We start from the raw sequence: 17,403 nt of genomic DNA, 5'->3' as shown, positions 1-17,403 counted from the left end.
TCATGCCACTCATGCAACCCCCGCTGAATGAACACCGCCATGCCAACATAACAGCAGGCACGGCAAGCGAAAGCCCGGCTGGCTGCCTAAATCCGTGCCCGTGCGTTACTGGAACCCGATCGCGTCGACCGTGCCGGTCGGGCAACCGGCCTTGTTGGTCGGCACGGAGGCCAGCAGCAGATCCTTGAGCGAGCTGTTCGGACCGATCGGGCCGGCAAGGCCAAGCGTCAGTTCGCCGATCAGCCGCCGGCCGCTCGACGGATCGATAAGGCAGGACACACGCACCCGGTCCCCTGCTCCCGCGCCGAAGGACTGGTCGAAGGCGCTGCGGATCTGGTCCGCGGTCAGCTTGCCGCCGATATTTTTGGCGAAGAGGTCGCGCACGGGCGAGCTGTTGACCTCACGCATCAAATGAAGGGCGTCGGAAAAATACTCCTGCTGGCTTTTGCCATAGCAGGTGCCGTGCTTGATCCATTCATGCCGTTCCAGCTTCGAGGCGGTGCCCGGCATCACCTTGTCGAGCTCGGCGCGGGTCTCGGCATCGAGGTTGACCGGTGGCAGGTCCTGCCAGTGAGCCGGATTGTCATTGGCCTTGTCGCTGGCCGAAGCCTGGCAATAGAAATTGCCGTTCGGCTGCGGCCACAGGCCGTGCAGCGTGAAATTGGTGGCATCGAATTCGCCAGGGTTCTGCGCCTTGCATTCGGTCTTGTTCGACTTGGTCTCGCAGAAGGCCGGCTGCCAGCTCAGCGCGAAGACATATTCGGGTTTTCCCGAGGCCGCCGGCTTGCCTTGCCCGCCCGGTGCCGCCGGCGCGGTCACCGCACTGCTGCCCGACAGATGGCCGCAGCTGACCTTCACCCAACGGCGCTCGGGATCGGCGCCCGGCACCAGGATGAGGTAGTGGCTCGGAGCGTCCTTGTTGCCGGCCAGCAATTGATAGGTCTTGCCCGCATCGGTCGAGACATTGCCGGGGTTCTTGGCGTTCTTGATCGCCTGCGTCGCGGGACAGGCAGCGTCGGCCACGAAGGTGCCGCTCATCTTGACGTCGGCATGCGCCGCGCCTGCCAGCGACCCCGCCAGCAAGGCCAATCCGAAAACAACAGCAATGCGCATGGAGAATCCCCTGCTGGAAAGTGGGCGACAGACTGAAGCTGTCTCCATGTCAGAATTGCGATATTTTGCGGGCCCGTGGCAAGAAAGATCGTCGCGGAAAAGCCGGCAGGCCCGATTGACGCAAATCTGGCGCCGGCGCACACGTTGGACATTGCAAAGGGCGGAGCCAGGGGGAGGCCAGCCGGCATGCCATTCAGCCAGCAGCGCGTGGTCCGCTCGCCGACCGGCGCCGACCTCAATCTGTTCGTCCGGCAGGCCGACAGCTCTCCGCGTGCGGTGGTCCAGATCAATCATGGCCTGGCCGAGCATGCCGGGCGCTACGACCGCTTCGCCGGTTTCCTGGCCGCTCGGGGTTTCCATGTCTTTGTCCATGATCACCGTGGCCATGGGACGACCAGGGCGCCCGACGCGCCGCTCGGCAGATTCGCCGACAAGGACGGCCCGGCCAAGGTGATCGCCGATGTCGACGCCATCCGCGATCTTATCGCCCGCGAGCAGCCTGACCTGCCGGTGATCCTTTTCGGCCACTCGATGGGCGCGTCCGTGGCGCTGAACTACTTGTTACGGCACTCGAATCGGATCCATGCCGCAGCCATCTGGAACGGCAATTTCTCGCAGGGCCTGCTCGGCCAGGTGGCGCTCGGCATCCTGGCCTGGGAACGGATGCGGCTGGGCTCCGATGTCCCGTCGCGCCTGCTGCCGAAACTCACCTTCCAAGCCTGGGGCAAGGCGGTCCCCGACCATCGCACCTTGTTCGACTGGCTTTCGCGCGACGAGGCGGAAGTCGCGAAATACATCGCCGATCCGCTCTGCGGCTGGGATGCCTCCATATCGATGTGGCGCGATGTGGTCGCAATGGCGCTGAACGGCGGCAAGGATGCAGGCTTTGCCGGTATCCGGCGCGACCTTCCCGTCGCCATCGTTGGCGGTGAGAAAGACCCGGCTTCCGACTACGGCAGGGGCATCACCCATCTCGCGAACCGCATGCGCAAGATGGGCTTTTCTAATCTGGTTTCGAAGGTTTACCCCGGCACCCGCCACGAGGGCCTGAACGAGGTGAACCGGGATACCGTCATGGACGATTTCGGCAACTGGGCGGACGCTGTCCTGAAAGCTTGACGGTTTGGCCCATCGCAAGAACCGTGACAGCCGCCGCCGGGCTTGATAGAGGCTCTGCTTTCGCAGCGATCAGGATGATTGCAGCAACCACGGTGATTTATGGCCGAACCCCCGCTGAAAGGCGTCCGCGTCGTCGAACTCGCCCGCATTCTTGCCGGGCCCTGGGCCGGGCAGTTGCTTGCCGATCTCGGCGCCGATGTCATCAAGGTCGAGAGCCCCGACGGCGGCGACGACACCCGCAAATGGGGTCCGCCTTTCGTCATCAGCCACGACGGCGAGAACCTGTCGGCCGCCTATTACCATTCCTGCAATCGCGGCAAGCGCTCCATCGCCATCGACTTCTCGACGCCCGAAGGCGCCGAGACGGTGCGCCGGCTGGTCGCGACGGCGGATGTGCTGATCGAGAACTTCAAACTCGGCGGCCTGAAGAAATACGGGCTCGACCACGGCAGCCTGAAGGAAATCAACCCTCGCCTCGTCTACTGCTCGATCACCGGTTTCGGTCAGGATGGGCCTTATGCGCCTCGCGCGGGCTACGATTTCATTATCCAGGCCATGGCCGGCATGATGTCGATTACCGGCGAGCCCGGCCGCGAGCCGCAAAAAGCTGGCGTCGCCATCTCGGATATCTTCACCGGCCTCTATTCGGTCATCGCCATCCAGGCAGCACTTCGCCATGCCGAACAGACCGGCGAAGGCCAGCACATCGACATGGCGCTGTTCGACACCCAGATCTCGGCGCTCGGCAACCAGAACCTCAATTATCTCGTTTCCGGCAAGTCGCCGGTGCAGATGGGCAATGCCCATATGAACATTGCCCCCTACGAAGTGCTTCCGGTCAGGGACGGCCACATCATCCTGGCTGTCGGCAATGACGGCCAGTTCGCCAAATTCTGCGCCGCGGTCGGGCTGGGCGATTTGCCGGCCAATCCCGATTTCACCACCAATCCGGCCCGCGTCGCCAATCGCGTGGAACTTCGCGCACGCATCATCGAGGCGCTGAAGATTTTTGATCGCGATCCGCTGCTGGCGAAGCTCGAAGCCGCCAGCGTGCCGGCAAGCCCGATCAACACGATCGGCCAGATGTTCGACGACCCGCAGACCATTGCCCGCGGCATGCGGCTCGACCTCGACGACGGCCATGGCAACCGCCTGCCATCGGTGCGCGCGCCGATGGTGATGTCGGGCACACCGCTTACTTATGAACGCCCCTCGCCGCGCCTTGGCGAGCACACTGACGAAATCCTTGCCGAACTGGAGAAGTCTGGGAAATGAAGACCGGTGGACAACTGATCGTCGACGCCCTCGAAGCCAATGGCACCGACCGTATGTTCTGCGTGCCGGGCGAATCCTACCTTGCGGTGCTTGACGCGCTGCATGATTCCTCGATCCGCACCATCGTCTGCCGCCAGGAAGGCGGCGCTGCCATGATGGCCGACTGCCAGGGCCGGCTGACCGGCAAGCCCGGCATCTGCTTCGTCACCCGCGGACCCGGCGCCACCAACGCTTCGGCCGGCATCCACATCGCCATGCAGGATTCGGTTCCTCTCATCCTGTTCATCGGCCAGGTCGCCAGCCACGCCAAGGAGCGCGAGGCGTTCCAGGAAGTGGACTATGTCAGGTTCTTCGGCGACATCGCCAAATGGGTGGTCGAGATCGACGACGCCTCGCGCATCCCCGAATTCGTCACGCGCGCCTTTGCCGTGGCGACGTCGGGCCGCCCCGGTCCGGTCGTCATATCGCTGCCTGAGGATATGCTGACCAGCGTCGTCGACGCGCCGGAAGCACTTCCGCACACGCCGGTCGAAACCTATCCCGGCGAGGCCGAACTCGACGCACTGGAAATGCTGCTTGCCGGCGCGAAGCGTCCCTTCGTCATTCTTGGCGGCACACGCTGGAACGCGGACGCGGTGGCGCGGATGCATGAGATCGCCGAGGCCTGGTCGCTTCCTGTCGGCTGTTCCTTCCGCCGCCAGATGCTGTTCGACCATCTTCATCCAAACTATGCCGGCGATGTCGGCATCGGCATCAATCCGAAGCTGGCAACGGCTATCAAGCAGGCCGACGTCGTTCTCTTGATCGGCGGGCGCATGGGCGAGATGCCCTCTTCCGACTACACGCTGCTGAAGAGCCCCTATCCCGACCAAGCCCTTGTGCATGTCCATGCCGATGCCGGCGAACTCGGCCGCGTCTACCGTCCGACCCTGGCGATCAATGCTTCGCCAGCGGCTTTCGTCGAGGCTTTCACCAAGCGCATGCCGGCCGGAACGCCATCATGGGCGGCCGAAACAGCCAAGCTGCATGCCGCCTATCTCGACTGGTCGACTCCGCCTGAAAACGGTCCCGGCCCGGTCCAGATGGGACCGATCATGAACTACCTGGAAAACGTGCTGCCGGACGATGCCATCCTCACCAATGGCGCCGGAAATTACGCAACCTGGGTACACCGCTTCCATCGCTTCCGCCGCTTCGCCACGCAAGGAGCGCCGACGTCGGGCTCGATGGGCTACGGCACGCCGGCGGCGGTCGCCGCCAAGGCGCTGTATCCGGAGCGCACAGTGGTCGCCTTCGCCGGCGACGGCTGCTTCCTGATGAACGGCCAGGAATTCGCCACCGCCGTGCAGTACGACCTGCCGATCGTCGTCATTCTCGTCAATAACGGTATTTACGGCACCATCCGCATGCACCAGGAACGCGAATATCCCGGCCGCGTCGTCGGCACCGATCTGAAGAACCCTGATTTTGCAGCACTTGCCCGCGCCTATGGCGGCCATGGCGAGACGGTGGAGAAGACAGCTGATTTCGCGCCTGCCTTCGAGCGCGCGCGAACCAGCGGCAAACCGGCGATCGTCGAGATCAGGCTCGATCCCGAAGCGATCACCCCGACCCGGACGATGACGCAGATACGCGACAGGGCTTAAGGGCCGGCAGGACAGAGGGCGGGCTGTCCCGCCGGCCTTCAAGCGTTAGCCGCGCTTCCGGCTCTACATCGCCTTTTCGATCTGGCCGCGAATCTCGCCGTCCTTGTTGGCCGCCGTGTGCACATTGACGTAATACTTGCCGGCCTCGAGGTCAGCGGCCTGCGCATCGGTCAGCGTCGCCGACCCCTTGATCGGGCTCTTGAGCTTGCCTTTGAACGGGATCACCGGAGGCGCATTCTCGCCCGCCGCCGCCGGGCCGTGAATGTGCGCCGCTGTCGCCGGGCCGCTGAGGCCGGAATACTTCACGTTCCAGCTGAGCTTCTTCTTGGTGGTGTCGAAGGTGAGAGTGGCCGTCCCCTTGCCCTTCGTGGTGACGGCTGGACTCTGCTGGCCGCCATCGAGGGTCGCCTTGTATTTTACCATCTCGGCCATGGCCGGTGATGCGAACAGGAAAGCGGTGGAAATGGCGAGCGCCGATAGCGCCGGCAGAAAGGAGTGAGCGCGCATGAAGGACCTCCGATTGACAAAGCGTGCGTCGCGGCTCCCCGACGCGCGCATGCTTCAATGCAACGGCTGGACGGCGCAATGTATCCCCGCACACGGTTTTGTGATTGGAGCGCATGGAAAAGGGGCGGTCGCCCGCCCCTTTGATCGTCAGACCCGGTCTCAGGCGCTGTTGATCGCGCCTGCGAGGCCTACTTGACCGCCTTGTCGGTGATGGCGGTGGTATAGGCGCCTTTCGGCTCCTTGGTGATGATCTTCTGGTCGAGCAGCGCCTTGGCGGTGCGTTCGTAGGTCGCCGGGTCGAGCTTGCCGTCGGCATTGTCGATCAGCTTGGCAACTTCGCTCATCATCCGCTTCTGGTGATTCTCGTCCTGGCCGCCGCCGTCCATGACGATGCTTGCGGCTTCGTCATTGTTGTCGACCGCGTATTTCCAGCCCTTCATCGAGGCGCGCACGAACCGCACCATCTTGTCCTCGAAGGCCGGATCCTTGAGCTTGTCTTCCGAGGCATAGAGGCCGTCCTCAAGCAGGTCGTTGCCCATGGCCGAGTAGTTGAACACGGTCAGCTGTTCGGGCTTATAGCCGGCGTCGATCAGCTGCCAGTACTCATTGTAGGTCATGACCGAGATGCAATCGGCCTGCTTCTGGATCAGCGGCTGCACGTCAAAGCTCTGCTTCAGCACGGTGACGCCATCGGGGCCACCCTCCGTCTTGAGGCCAAGCTTGTTCATCCACGCGTAGAACGGATATTCGTTGCCGAAGAACCAGACGCCGAGCGTATGACCCTTGAAGTCGGCTTCGGTCTTGATCGGGCCGTCCTTCGGGCAGACCAGCTCCATGCCGGCCTTCTTGAACGGCTGGGCGATGTTGACCAGCGGCACGCCCTTCTCGCGCGCGGCGAGCGCGCCGCCCATCCAGTCGACGATGACGTCGGCACCGCCGCCCGCGATCACTTGCTCGGGGGCGATGTCGGGACCGCCTGGCTTGATGTCGACGTCGAGGCCTTCGGCCTCATAGAAACCCTTGGCCTTGGCGACATAGTAGCCGGCAAATTGCGCCTGCGTGACCCATTTCAGCTGCAAGGTCACCTTGTCGGCGGCCATTGCCTGGAACGCGGCCAGCGACATCGCGCCGGCCAGAACTGGAATGATAAGTCTTTTCATTTTTTACCCTCTGAAGTTAGTGCCCAAACCCACCGCCCCTATCCACCACGGACAGAGGGATGCCAAAACGTGACGGCCCTTTCGACAAGGGCGACCACGCCATAAAAGACCGAACCCGCAAGTGCTGCAACTGCGATTTCGGCCCAGACCATGTCGATGTTCATCCGCCCGACCTCGGTCGAAATGCGGAAGCCCATGCCGACGACGGGCGTGCCGAAGAACTCGGCGACGATGGCGCCAATCAGCGCCAGCGTCGAATTGATCTTCAGCGCGTTGAAGATGAAGGGAGCGGCGGCCGGCAGCCTGAGCTTGACGAGCGTCGGCCAGTAGCCCGACGCATAGGTGCGCATCAGGTCGCGCTCCATATGGCCGGACGCGGCGAGCCCGGCGACCGTATTCACCAGCATCGGGAAGAAGGTCATGATGATGACCACCGCCGCCTTGGATTGCCAGTCGAAGCCGAACCACATGACCATGATCGGCGCCACGCCGATGATCGGCAGCGCCGAGACCATATTGCCGATCGGCAGAAGTCCACGCCGCAGAAACGGTACGCGGTCGGCGAGAACAGCGGTGATGAAGCCAGCGCCGCTGCCCACCACATAACCGAAGAGCACCGCCTTGAAGATGGTTTGCCGGACATCGGCGCCGAGCACCGGCAGCGAGCTGACGATGCGCGCGCCGATGGCGCTCGGCGGCGGCAGCAGGATGAAAGGAATGCCGGCGCCGCGTGTGACGGCTTCCCAGATGATCAGGATCCAGGCGCCGAAGATAGCGGGGATGACCAGACGCAGTGCGGTCCGGACCCATCCTGCCGTCGGCCGCAACCCCGAAAGCACCGCCACACAACGCCAGCCAAGCAGCCAGGCAGCCGCGAGCAGAAGGAAATACGGCGCCAGCGCCGTCCCTTCGAAGCCTGAAATGCCCGATATCAGCAGCCAGGCGACGAGATGGGCGCCTATGAAGAGCATCACGGCCTCCGCCAGGGGCGGAATCCTGACCATGGAGATCAGCGCCGCCAGCACGGCCACGCCAAGCATCAAGCCCTTCATTCCGAGATAGGGGTAGTCGATACTGGCCGTCGGATCGGCAAGCGCTGCCGCTTCCGGCTTCGAAATGGCGCCGACCGCAATCGCGATCAGGCACAGCACGATCGCCAGCACAGCCTGCCAGGAAGGTTTCAGCCAGTTCATGCTGGCCTCCCACCCATGGCGCGGTCAACGACGCGGCCGGCGATGCCAACCACCATCACCAGCAGCGCCGCCACGATGGAGCCGGCGACCAGCGCTGACCAGATGTCGATCGACTGGCTGTAATAGGCGCCCGCCAACAGCTTGGCGCCGATGCCGGCGACCGCGCCTGTCGGCAGTTCGCCCACGATGGCGCCTACTAGGCTTGCCGCCACCGCGACCTTCATCGAGGTGAACAGGAACGGCACCGAGGCCGGCACACGCAGTTTCCAGAAGGTCTGCGCGCGGCTGGCATTGTAGGTGTGCATCAGGTCGAGATGCATGATCTCGGGCGAGCGCAGGCCCTTCACCATGCCGACCGTCACCGGGAAGAACGACAGATAGGTCGAAATCATCGCCTTCGGGATCAGTCCGGTAATGCCGATCGCCGCCAGAACGACGATGATCATCGGCGCCACCGCCAGGATCGGAATGGTCTGCGAGGCGATGATCCACGGCATCAGGCTGCGGTCGAGCGTCGCCACATGGACGATGCCGACGGCGATGACGATGCCGAGTGCGGTGCCGAAGGCGAAGCCGAGCAGCGTCGAGGACAGCGTCACCCAGGCGTTGTAGACGAGACTGCGGTTCGAGGTGATAGGCCGCAGAAAAGTGTTCTCGAAGAAATTCACCGCCACCTGATGCGGCGCCGGCAGCGTTGGCTTGGGCTGCGACAGCGTCTTGCCGATGAGTTCGCCGAACGTGGAGGTTTCGTTGGCACGCCGGTCGAGATCGCGCTGGAACGGCGCGTTGAGGATAACGGCGAAGACGTACCAGAGCACGACCACGCCCAGAAGGATGGAGGTTACGGGGATGATCTTGGAGCGGAAGCTATCCATGGGCGGGGCCTCCTCCTCTCCCCCACGGGGAGAGGATGGCTGGAGCGAAGCGAAGGCCGACCACCTTCGCCTTCGTCATCCTAGGGCGGAGCAACGCGAAGCGTCGCGCAGACCCTAGGATCCATTCCGTGACGTTGGCCGGGGGGTATAAGCGGTCGAGAGTGTTCGCCTTCGAACGCACGGCGTAAGGTGCATCGGTCTGCACCGCTGCGGAACGTTGAGGTAACGGCATGGATCCTAGGGTCTGCGCCGCGTCGCTTCGCTCCTTGCTCCGCCCTAGGATGACGAAGTCGCGATGGACCGCGCGCTTGTCGCTCCCCTCAATCATCATAACTATGCCCTGCCCTCAACCCATCGCGCACCCGCGCGGCGATCGCCAGAAACTCCGGCGTCTCGCGGATGTCGAGCGGCCGCTCTTTCGGCAGCGTCGATTCGATGATGTCGCTGACCCGGCCCGGGCGCGGCGACATGACGACGATGCGCGTCGACAGGTAGACGGCTTCCGGAATGGAATGGGTAACGAAGCAGATGGTCTTGTTCGTCCGTCCCCATAGTTGCAGCAATTGCTCGTTGAGGTGGTCGCGCACGATCTCATCCAGCGCGCCGAACGGCTCGTCCATCAGCAACAGGTCGGCATCGAAGGCCAGCGCACGCGCGATCGAGGCGCGCTGCTGCATGCCGCCGGAAAGCTGCCAGGGGTATTTCTTCTCGAAGCCACTGAGGTTGACGAGGTCGAGCGTGCGCTTGATCCGCTCCGCTTGCTCGGTCTTGGACAGGCCCATGATTTCCAGCGGCAGCCCGACATTGCGCTCGATGGTGCGCCAGGGAAACAGGGCGGCGGCCTGGAAGACATAGCCGTAGGCACGCCTCTCGCGCGCCTGTTCCGGCGTCATGCCATTGACCGAGATCGTCCCCGAAGTGGGCTTTTCCAGATCGGCGATGACGCGCAGCAAAGTAGTCTTGCCGCAACCTGAAGGCCCGATGAAGGAGACGAACTCACCCTTGCCGATGGTCAGGTCGACATTGGACAGCGCCTGTACCGGCCCGTCATTGGTCTGGAAGGTGAGGCCCAGTTTGCTTGCCGAAACGACGGCTGGCGAAGGTCCCGTCATCGGTTGCTGCCTGCCTTCCGCCGCACGAAACCGATTGCTTTTATCGTGATGTTGTTTTCCACTCGACCCGTCCCATTGGCCCCAGTCCTGCTGAGTTTGTCCCGCTCGGTCGACGCCCGGAGTTTCCCCGATGTCGCCTAAACCGACTTGTCATCTTATCCGCCCTGAAAGCACTTATGAAGGCAAGCAGGGCCTGACCTACTTCGCCGGCATAGCCACCGAGTCGGTCGGCTCCTCCGGCATCTGCATGCACGTGCTCACCATGCCGCCCGGTGCCCGCGCCAAGGCGCATCTGCACGAGAACCATGAAACGGCGATCTACGTGCTCTCCGGCGAGGTCCATACCTGGTATGGCGACCGGCTGGAGCATCACATCGTCGTCAAGGCCGGCGACCTTTTCTACATTCCCGCAGGCGTGCCGCATTTGCCGGCCAATCTGAGCAATGCGCCGTCCTCGGCCGTCATCGCCCGCACCGATCCCAACGAACAGGAAAGCGTCGTCCTGCTGCCGGAACTGGACGCGCTCGTCGCCTGAGGGCGGTATTGGCGGGTTGGCCGGCCGAGGCTCAATAGCTCCAGGTCCGCGCTGCCCCTCATCGCCCTGCCGGGCACTTCTCACCGTAGAGTGACGGGGAGAAGGACGCCATCGCGAAGGATTCCGCCAATCGCCTGCGTCGCCAGAAAGAGCACCGAGATCGCACTCGGCCCCCTTCTCCCCGTCACTATACGGGGAGAAGATGCCGGCAGGCAGATGAGGGGCGGCGCCGACCTCGGCAATCATCTGCACCGAGACACTTCCCCGTATACGCTGCCGTCCTCGTCGGCGATCACCAATTTCTTGTCATTCTTGGCGCTGTGCTTGATCGTGAAGGTGGCCGGCGACTTTCCCTCCTCGCCTTCGGCTTCGCACTCAGCCTTGACCGTCAGCGAACCATCGGCCTCACCGTGTTTGCCGGTGAAGGCGCAGGCGCTGGTCGCGGTGATAAAATCGGTGTCGGTCAGCAGCAGCATGTCTTCGGCATAGACCTTCTGGCCGTTCTTGTTGATGCAGCCGGACTTATTGCCATAAGGCTTGGACAGGTCGATGCCGGCCGCAGAGGCGGAGCCGGCTGCCAGAACAACAACGGCGGTGAGATAGAGCCCCGCGCACCTCACCTCAAACACCCGTCGCCGGAATGCCCGTCCGCTCGACCTTGCGCGGCGCGGTGATCTCCTTCCAGGTCGACAGCGCCCGGTTGACGGCCGCGTTCGGTTCGCGGCCGACGAACTCACCATGGCCAGGCTTCGCCTTGACCTCGGCCTCCTCGACCGACAGCTCGCCGCGCGAGAACACGAAGCGCGGCAGGCCGGTCACTTCGACCCCTTCGAAGACGTTGTAGTCGATGACGGATTGCTGCTTCTTGGCGGAAATCTTCTTCTTGCGCTGGGGGTCCCAGACGATGATGTCGGCATCCGCGCCTTCGACGATCGCGCCCTTCTTCGGATACATGTTGAGGATCTTGGCGATGTTGGTCGAGGTCACGGCGACAAACTCGTTCATCGTCAGCCGGCCGGTATTGACGCCCCTGGTCCACAGCACCGGCAACCGGTCCTCGAGGCCACCCGTGCCGTTGGGGATCTTGGTGAAATTGCCGACGCCGAAGCGCTTCTGGTCGGTGGTGAAGGCGCAATGGTCGGTCGCCACCACTTGCAGCGAACCGGCCTGCAGGCCGGCCCATAGCGAATCCTGGTGCAGTTTGTTGCGGAAGGGTGGGCTCATCACGCGGCGCGCCGCATGGTCCCAGTCCTTGTCGAAGTACTCGCTCTCGTCCAGCGTCAGGTGCTGGATCAGCGGCTCGCCGAACACCCGCATGCCTTTCTGGCGTGCCCGGCGGATCGCCTCGTGGCTCTGTTCGCACGAGACATGCACGACATAGAGCGGCACGCCCGCCATGTCGGCGATCATGATGGCGCGGTTGGTCGCCTCGCCCTCCACTTCCGGCGGGCGCGAATAGGCATGTCCCTCGGGGCCGTTATTGCCGGCGGCAAGCAACTTCTGCGACAGGGCCGCGACCACGTCGCCATTCTCGGCATGCACCAGCGGCAGCGCGCCGAGGTCGGCGCAGCGCTGGAACGACGCGTACATCTCGTCGTCGTCGACCATCAGCGCGCCCTTGTACGCCATGAAGTGCTTGAACGAGGTGATGCCCTTGTCGACCACGGTGGCCATCTCGTCGAACACCTGCTTGCCCCACCAGGTGATCGCCATGTGGAACGAATAATCGCAGGACGCCCTCGAGGTCTTGTTGTCCCACATCTGCAGGGCTTCGAGCAGCGATTGCTGCGGCGCCGGCAGGCAGAAATCGACCACCATCGTGGTGCCGCCGGCCAAGGCCGCACGCGTGCCGGATTCGAAATCATCGGCCGAATAGGTGCCCATGAACGGCATTTCGAGATGGGTGTGCGGGTCGATGCCGCCCGGCATCACATAGCAGCCGGTGGCGTCGTACTCATGGTCGCCATGCAGGTCCGAGCCGATGGCGACGATCCTGCCGTGCTGCATCAGCACGTCGGCCTTCCACGTTCGGTCGGCGGTGACGACGGTGCCGTTCTTGATGACTTTGGTCATTTTGCTGTTCCCTTGTTCTTCTCTTCCCGCTTCTTGGTGAGCGGCGTTTGAAGGTAAATCTCTAAGTTCACTCCACTATAACGGCCGTCTCCACCACCGCATGGAACAGAACGTCGGTGCCGGCCGCTGCCCATTCCTTGGTGATCTCTTCCGCCTCATTGTGGCTCAACCCATCCACGCAAGGGCACATCACCATGGCGGTCGGCGCGACGCGGTTGATCCAGCAGGCGTCGTGGCCGGCACCCGAGACGATGTTGCGATGCGTATAGCCAAGCCGCTCGGCCGCGTCGCGGATCGCCTTGACGCAGCCCTTGTCGAAGGTGACCGGATCGAAAGCGCCAACCTGCTCGATCTTGTACTGGATGTCGAGGGCGTCGCAGATCGTGTCGATGCCTTCGCGGATGCGGCCATCCATGGCGTCGAGCACTTCCTTTTCCGGCGAGCGTATGTCTATGGTGAAGACGGTGCGCCCGGCGATGATGTTGCGCGAGTTGGGATAGACCTCCATGTGGCCGACCGCGCCGACAGCGTCGGGCTGGTAGTCCATGGCGATCTCGTGGACCAATTCGATCACCCGCGCCATGCCGAGCCCGGCATTGCGGCGCTTGGGCATCGGCGTCGAGCCGGTATGCGCCTCCTTGCCGGTCAGCGTCACCTGCAGCCATTTCAGGCCCTGGCCATGGGTGACGACACCGATGTCGATGTCCTCGTCCTCGAGGATCGGGCCCTGCTCGATATGCAGTTCGAAGAAGGCGTGGATCTTGCGATCACCGACCTTCTCGGCGCCCTTCCAGCCGATGCGCTCCAGTTCCTCGCCGAATTTCTTGCCGTTCTTGTCCGTGTGCTCGTAGACGTCGGCCTGGTCGAGCACGCCGGCGAACACGCCGGACGCCATCATAGCCGGCGCGAAGCGCGCGCCCTCCTCGTTGGTCCAGTTGGTGACGACGATCGGATGTTTCGTCTTAATGTCGAGATCATTGAGCGAGCGCACGATCTCCAGGCCGCCGAGAACGCCGAGAACGCCGTCATATTTGCCACCGGTCGGCTGCGTATCGAGATGGCTGCCGACATAGACCGGCGGCAGGCTGGGGTCGGTGCCTTCGCGGCGGGCAAACATGGTGCCCATCTCGTCGACACCCATTTCGAGCCCCGCGGCATCGCACCAGCGCTTGAACAGATGCCGGCCCTCGCCATCCTCATCGGTCACGGTCTGGCGATTGTTGCCGCCGGCGATGCCGGGGCCGATCTTCGCCATCTCCATCAGCGAATCCCACAAACGGTCTGAATTGATTCGCAAATTCTCACCGGGTGCGGCCATTCAAAACCTCATCAATTGCGGGGCGTCCCCCTCCCCTCGAGGGGGAGGGATATCGGCGCCCAGTTCTTCAATCGATCATCCTAAGCACTTCACGCACATGGTCGATCAGTTCGTTGATCTGGCCCTTGGTGATGATCAGCGGCGGCGACAGTGCGATGATGTCGCCCGTGGTGCGGATCAGCGCGCCGCGCTCGAACGCCTTGACGAAGGCCGAGAAGGCCCGCTTTGTCGGACTGCCGGCGATCGGCGCCAGTTCGATCGCACCGATCAGGCCGATGTTCCTGATGTCGATGACATGCGGTTCGCCCTTCAGCGAATGCAGTGCATCTTCCCAGTAAGGCGCCAGTTCCTCGCCGCGCGTCAGCAGGCCCTCTTCCTTGTAGGTGTCGAGCGTGCCGAGTGCAGCCGCACAGGCGATCGGGTTGCCCGAATAGGTGTAGCCGTGGAAGAACTCGATCATGTGCTCGGGGCCGGTCATGAAGGCGTCGTGGATTTCCTTCTTCACGAACACCGCGCCCATCGGGATGACGCCGTTGGAGACGCCCTTGGCGGTGGTCATGATGTCGGGCGTGACGCCGAAATAGTCGGCCGCGAACGGCGCGCCGAGACGGCCGAAGCCGGTGATGACCTCGTCGAAGATCAACAGGATGCCGTGCTTGGTGCAGATTTCGCGCAGCTTCTCGAGATAGCCCTTCGGCGGCAGGATGACGCCCGTGGAACCCGCGACCGGCTCGACGATGACGGCGGCGATGGTCGAGGCGTCATGCAGGGCGACGATACGCTCGAGCTCGTTGGCGAGCTCCGCGCCATACTCCGGCACGCCTTTGGAGAAGGCGTTCTTCTCCGGCAGATGCGTGTGCGGCATGTGGTCGACGCCGCCCAGCAACGTGCCGAACATCTTGCGGTTGGTGACGATGCCGCCGACCGAGATGCCGCCGAAATTGACGCCGTGATAACCGCGCTCGCGGCCGATGAGCCGGGTGCGCGACCCTTCGCCCTTCACGCGGTGATAGGCGATCGCCATCTTCAGCGCCGTTTCGACCGATTCCGAACCGGAATTGGTGAAGAAGACATGGTCCATGCCCTTGGGCGCGAGGTCGACCAGGCGGTTCGCCAGTTCGAACACGATCGGATGGCCCATCTGGAAGGCGGGTGCATAATCCAGCTCGGCGGCCTGGTGCTGGATCGCCTCGGTGATCTTGGGACGGCAATGGCCGGCGTTGACGCACCACAGGCCGGCGGTGCCGTCCAATACCTTGCGGCCATCGCTGGTCGTGTAATGCATGTCCTTGGCGGACACGAACATGCGCGGCGCCTGCTTGAACTGCCGGTTTGCCGTGAACGGCATCCAGAATGCGCTGAGATCGTTCGGCGTGACTTTCAGCCGGTTGGACATGACCAAGACTTCCCCTTGTAACCTGTTTCGCTGCGTCCAACGCTTGGTCTTTGCCGCGCTTTCATGCTACGCAAATTTTGACCGATTGGACAAACGTTTAGCACCGCCATGTCGGCGGTCAATGGATTACTAGCGGAAATGCGGCTCCTGAAGTGCGTTCCACAGCCTGGGGAAAAACTGGTCCAGAGAATTGGTCCAGATGACCTTGAATGCGAGATATGGCAATAGGAAGGTCCGCAACGGTGACCACGAGCACGCAAGCCCCTCGCCGCACCCGCATCCAGCAGGAAAAGCGCGAACTGATCCTGGAGGCCGCGCTCGAAGTGTTCTCCACCAACGGCTTCCGCGGTTCGACCATCGACCAGATCGCCGAAGCCGCCGGCATGTCGAAGCCGAACCTGCTCTACTATTTCCGCCGCAAGGAAGACATCCACGAGACATTGATGGAACGGCTGCTCGAAACCTGGCTGGCGCCGCTGCGGGAACTCGACAACATCGGCGATCCGATGACCGAACTCAGGAGTTACATCAGGCGCAAGCTGGAAATGGCGCGCGACTTTCCGCGCGAGAGCCGCCTGTTCGCCAACGAGATCCTGCAAGGCGCGCCGCGCATCATGCCGCTGCTGGCGGGCGAGTTGAAGACGCTGGTCGACGAGAAAGCCGCCGTCATCAAGGGCTGGATGCGCGCCGGCAAGATCGCCCGGACCGATCCCTGGCATCTGATCTTCTCGATCTGGGCGACGACGCAGCATTACGCCGATTTCGATGTCCAGGTCCGCGCCGTGCTGGGGCCGAACCGTGGCGGCGACGGCCGCTTCGAGGACGCTGCCCGCTTCCTGGAGCAATTGTTCCTCGATGGGCTGAAGCCGAAAGGGTAACAGGCGAAATCATGTCTAGATTGGCCGAAGCGCACATTGGCTTCGTCATTCTAGGGCGAAGCAAGGAGCGAAGCGACGCGGCGCAGACCCTAGAATCCATGCCGCGACACATGAGCGCCGCTACGGTCCAGAATTCTGCTCGGCTGCACTATACTGTCAAGGTAACGGCATGGATCCTCGGGTCTGCGCGTCCGCTTCGCTTCCGCTCCGCCCGTGGATGACGAAGTTGAGAGCGCGCCGGCAGATAACTTCACGCGCTGCGCCGTTCGGCCGGCATCGCCTCCAGCAATCTTTGAAGTTTGGAGATCGAGTTCTGCTCGGCGAGCGGCGTGTAGACGATCAGCCGCATGTCCGAGCCGTCGTCGATCGACAGGCTCATATGCTCGAAGGCCATCAAGCCCACCATGGGATGCCGGACATGCTTCACTCCGGTTAGCCTGCGCGCCACGTCGCGCCGGGGCCACCAGTCACGGAACTCGGGACTTGAACTCATCATCAGCGCGATCAGCCGTTCGAAATCCAGATCGCCGACATATTTGGCGCTTTCGGCACGAAACGAAGCAAGCACCACGCGGGCGAGTTCTTCCCAGTCGACCAGCAGGCGGCGATGGTGCGGGTTGGTGAACACCATGTGGACGATGTTTCTGCTATCGCCCTCGAGCAAGCCATAGTCGCCGAACACCGCCACGGCCGCGTCGTTCCAGGCAAGAACGTCCCAACGACGGCCGACGACATAGGCGGGCTGCAGCACCAGGCTTTGCAGCATGTGCAACAGCGTAGCGTCGACCTTTTCAGGTGCCGCCACACGACGCTCCGGCTGCTGGCGGCCGGCCAGGATGAACAGATGCCGCTTCTCGACGGCGTCGAGGCGCAAAGCCTCGCAGAGCGCCGCCAGCACTTCCACCGAGGGCCGCACGTCCCTGCCCTGCTCAAGCCAGGTGTACCAGGTGGTGCCGACACCGGCGATCATCGCCACTTCCTCCCGCCGCAGACCCGGCGTGCGCCGTCGCGGACCTGTCGCGATGCCGGTGGCCGATGGCGCCAGCCTTTCCCGGCGCGACCGCAGGAAGGCGCCGAGTTCGCGCCGGCGGCTCTCGTCGGCTGATCGGGTGGAGGCAACGGGAGCGTTCATACCGGCTATTATAGCAGTATTGATACCAGGATAAAGTTTGAACTGTTTGACATAGGCGAAGCGCTCCATCT

At 63.2% G+C, this 17,403-nt stretch carries 16 protein-coding genes; 5 read left to right on the top strand and 11 right to left on the bottom strand.

The window, feature by feature from the left end; genetic code table 11:
• Positions 1 to 105: 105 nt before the first annotated feature.
• Positions 106 to 1,113: a ribonuclease T2 family protein gene (locus LB554_RS05575; RefSeq protein ID WP_224583459.1), complete on the bottom strand. Its 1,008-nt coding sequence runs from the start codon at positions 1,111 to 1,113 to the stop codon at positions 106 to 108.
• Positions 1,114 to 1,299: 186 nt separating this feature from the next.
• On the opposite strand from LB554_RS05575, the gene LB554_RS05570 reads away from it, so the two are divergent.
• From LB554_RS05570 to LB554_RS05560, 3 genes are all read left to right on the top strand, one after another.
• The gene (locus LB554_RS05570) at positions 1,300 to 2,232 is read left to right on the top strand and encodes an alpha/beta fold hydrolase (RefSeq protein ID WP_224583457.1); all 933 of its coding nucleotides are present in this window, start codon (positions 1,300 to 1,302) and stop codon (positions 2,230 to 2,232) included.
• A gap of 99 nt (positions 2,233 to 2,331) precedes the next feature.
• Positions 2,332 to 3,507, top strand: coding sequence for a CaiB/BaiF CoA transferase family protein (locus tag LB554_RS05565; protein WP_224583455.1), 1,176 nt, complete (start codon positions 2,332 to 2,334; stop codon positions 3,505 to 3,507).
• Positions 3,504 to 5,153, top strand: a complete 1,650-nt coding sequence (locus LB554_RS05560; protein ID WP_140714533.1) for a thiamine pyrophosphate-binding protein — start codon at positions 3,504 to 3,506, stop codon at positions 5,151 to 5,153. Before LB554_RS05565 ends, LB554_RS05560 begins: the two co-directional genes overlap by 4 nt.
• A gap of 63 nt (positions 5,154 to 5,216) precedes the next feature.
• On the opposite strand, the gene LB554_RS05555 is transcribed toward LB554_RS05560, so the two are convergent.
• From LB554_RS05555 to LB554_RS05535, 5 genes are all read right to left on the bottom strand, one after another.
• Positions 5,217 to 5,660 carry a CHRD domain-containing protein gene (locus LB554_RS05555; RefSeq protein ID WP_015317166.1) on the bottom strand — a complete coding sequence of 148 codons (444 nt, stop codon included), beginning with the start codon at positions 5,658 to 5,660 and terminating at the stop codon, positions 5,217 to 5,219.
• Between the two features lie 188 nt (positions 5,661 to 5,848).
• Complete coding sequence (locus LB554_RS05550; RefSeq protein WP_015317165.1) at positions 5,849 to 6,820, bottom strand: ABC transporter substrate-binding protein; 972 nt, start codon at positions 6,818 to 6,820, stop codon at positions 5,849 to 5,851.
• 38 nt (positions 6,821 to 6,858) lie between these two features.
• A complete protein-coding gene (locus tag LB554_RS05545; protein ID WP_140665296.1) occupies positions 6,859 to 8,013 on the bottom strand; it encodes an ABC transporter permease in 1,155 nt (384 codons plus the stop codon).
• On the bottom strand, positions 8,010 to 8,888 hold the full coding sequence (locus LB554_RS05540; RefSeq protein ID WP_140615568.1) for an ABC transporter permease: 879 nt from the start codon (positions 8,886 to 8,888) through the stop codon (positions 8,010 to 8,012). The genes LB554_RS05545 and LB554_RS05540 overlap by 4 nt, the downstream gene beginning before the upstream one ends.
• Before the next feature lie 320 nt (positions 8,889 to 9,208).
• Positions 9,209 to 10,000, bottom strand: coding sequence for an ABC transporter ATP-binding protein (locus LB554_RS05535; RefSeq protein ID WP_015317161.1), 792 nt, complete (start codon positions 9,998 to 10,000; stop codon positions 9,209 to 9,211).
• Positions 10,001 to 10,130: 130 nt separating this feature from the next.
• On the opposite strand from LB554_RS05535, the gene LB554_RS05530 reads away from it, so the two are divergent.
• Positions 10,131 to 10,535, top strand: coding sequence for a cupin domain-containing protein (locus LB554_RS05530; RefSeq protein ID WP_015317160.1), 405 nt, complete (start codon positions 10,131 to 10,133; stop codon positions 10,533 to 10,535).
• Positions 10,536 to 10,777: 242 nt separating this feature from the next.
• Here LB554_RS05530 and LB554_RS05525 read toward each other — a convergent pair whose 3' ends face one another.
• From LB554_RS05525 to LB554_RS05510, 4 genes are all read right to left on the bottom strand, one after another.
• On the bottom strand, positions 10,778 to 11,164 hold the full coding sequence (locus LB554_RS05525; protein WP_224583452.1) for a hypothetical protein: 387 nt from the start codon (positions 11,162 to 11,164) through the stop codon (positions 10,778 to 10,780).
• Positions 11,157 to 12,608: a dihydropyrimidinase gene (gene hydA / locus LB554_RS05520; RefSeq protein WP_140873295.1), complete on the bottom strand. Its 1,452-nt coding sequence runs from the start codon at positions 12,606 to 12,608 to the stop codon at positions 11,157 to 11,159. Before hydA ends, LB554_RS05525 begins: the two co-directional genes overlap by 8 nt.
• A 67-nt stretch (positions 12,609 to 12,675) precedes the next feature.
• Positions 12,676 to 13,926 carry a Zn-dependent hydrolase gene (locus LB554_RS05515; protein ID WP_224583450.1) on the bottom strand — a complete coding sequence of 417 codons (1,251 nt, stop codon included), beginning with the start codon at positions 13,924 to 13,926 and terminating at the stop codon, positions 12,676 to 12,678.
• A gap of 67 nt (positions 13,927 to 13,993) precedes the next feature.
• Entirely contained in the window at positions 13,994 to 15,322 is a 1,329-nt protein-coding gene (locus tag LB554_RS05510; RefSeq protein WP_140822299.1) for an aspartate aminotransferase family protein, read from the bottom strand.
• Positions 15,323 to 15,564: 242 nt separating this feature from the next.
• Between LB554_RS05510 and LB554_RS05505 the strand changes: the two genes are divergently transcribed.
• Positions 15,565 to 16,200 (top strand): TetR family transcriptional regulator C-terminal domain-containing protein, encoded by a 636-nt coding sequence (locus LB554_RS05505; protein WP_224583448.1) that lies wholly within the window; start codon positions 15,565 to 15,567, stop codon positions 16,198 to 16,200.
• 250 nt (positions 16,201 to 16,450) lie between these two features.
• Here LB554_RS05505 and LB554_RS05500 read toward each other — a convergent pair whose 3' ends face one another.
• A complete protein-coding gene (locus LB554_RS05500) occupies positions 16,451 to 17,332 on the bottom strand; it encodes a helix-turn-helix transcriptional regulator (protein ID WP_140615556.1) in 882 nt (293 codons plus the stop codon).
• Positions 17,333 to 17,403 lie beyond the last annotated feature (71 nt).

The sequence above is a fragment of the Mesorhizobium sp. CO1-1-11 genome, from assembly GCF_020164995.1.
GTDB classification, from domain to species: domain Bacteria; phylum Pseudomonadota; class Alphaproteobacteria; order Rhizobiales; family Rhizobiaceae; genus Mesorhizobium; species Mesorhizobium australicum.
This window is presented reverse-complemented; position numbering and strand designations above follow the sequence as displayed.

Coding starts and splice junctions, on each gene's coding strand:
- LB554_RS05575 (WP_224583459.1), bottom strand. CDS start 1,113: ATGCGCATTGCTGTTGTTTTCGGATTGGCCTTGCTGGCGGGGTCGCTG.
- LB554_RS05570 (WP_224583457.1), top strand. CDS start 1,300: ATGCCATTCAGCCAGCAGCGCGTGGTCCGCTCGCCGACCGGCGCCGAC.
- LB554_RS05565 (WP_224583455.1), top strand. CDS start 2,332: ATGGCCGAACCCCCGCTGAAAGGCGTCCGCGTCGTCGAACTCGCCCGC.
- LB554_RS05560 (WP_140714533.1), top strand. CDS start 3,504: ATGAAGACCGGTGGACAACTGATCGTCGACGCCCTCGAAGCCAATGGC.
- LB554_RS05555 (WP_015317166.1), bottom strand. CDS start 5,660: ATGCGCGCTCACTCCTTTCTGCCGGCGCTATCGGCGCTCGCCATTTCC.
- LB554_RS05550 (WP_015317165.1), bottom strand. CDS start 6,820: ATGAAAAGACTTATCATTCCAGTTCTGGCCGGCGCGATGTCGCTGGCC.
- LB554_RS05545 (WP_140665296.1), bottom strand. CDS start 8,013: ATGAACTGGCTGAAACCTTCCTGGCAGGCTGTGCTGGCGATCGTGCTG.
- LB554_RS05540 (WP_140615568.1), bottom strand. CDS start 8,888: ATGGATAGCTTCCGCTCCAAGATCATCCCCGTAACCTCCATCCTTCTG.
- LB554_RS05535 (WP_015317161.1), bottom strand. CDS start 10,000: ATGACGGGACCTTCGCCAGCCGTCGTTTCGGCAAGCAAACTGGGCCTC.
- LB554_RS05530 (WP_015317160.1), top strand. CDS start 10,131: ATGTCGCCTAAACCGACTTGTCATCTTATCCGCCCTGAAAGCACTTAT.
- hydA (WP_140873295.1), bottom strand. CDS start 12,608: ATGACCAAAGTCATCAAGAACGGCACCGTCGTCACCGCCGACCGAACG.
- LB554_RS05515 (WP_224583450.1), bottom strand. CDS start 13,926: ATGGCCGCACCCGGTGAGAATTTGCGAATCAATTCAGACCGTTTGTGG.
- LB554_RS05510 (WP_140822299.1), bottom strand. CDS start 15,322: ATGTCCAACCGGCTGAAAGTCACGCCGAACGATCTCAGCGCATTCTGG.
- LB554_RS05500 (WP_140615556.1), bottom strand. CDS start 17,332: ATGAACGCTCCCGTTGCCTCCACCCGATCAGCCGACGAGAGCCGCCGG.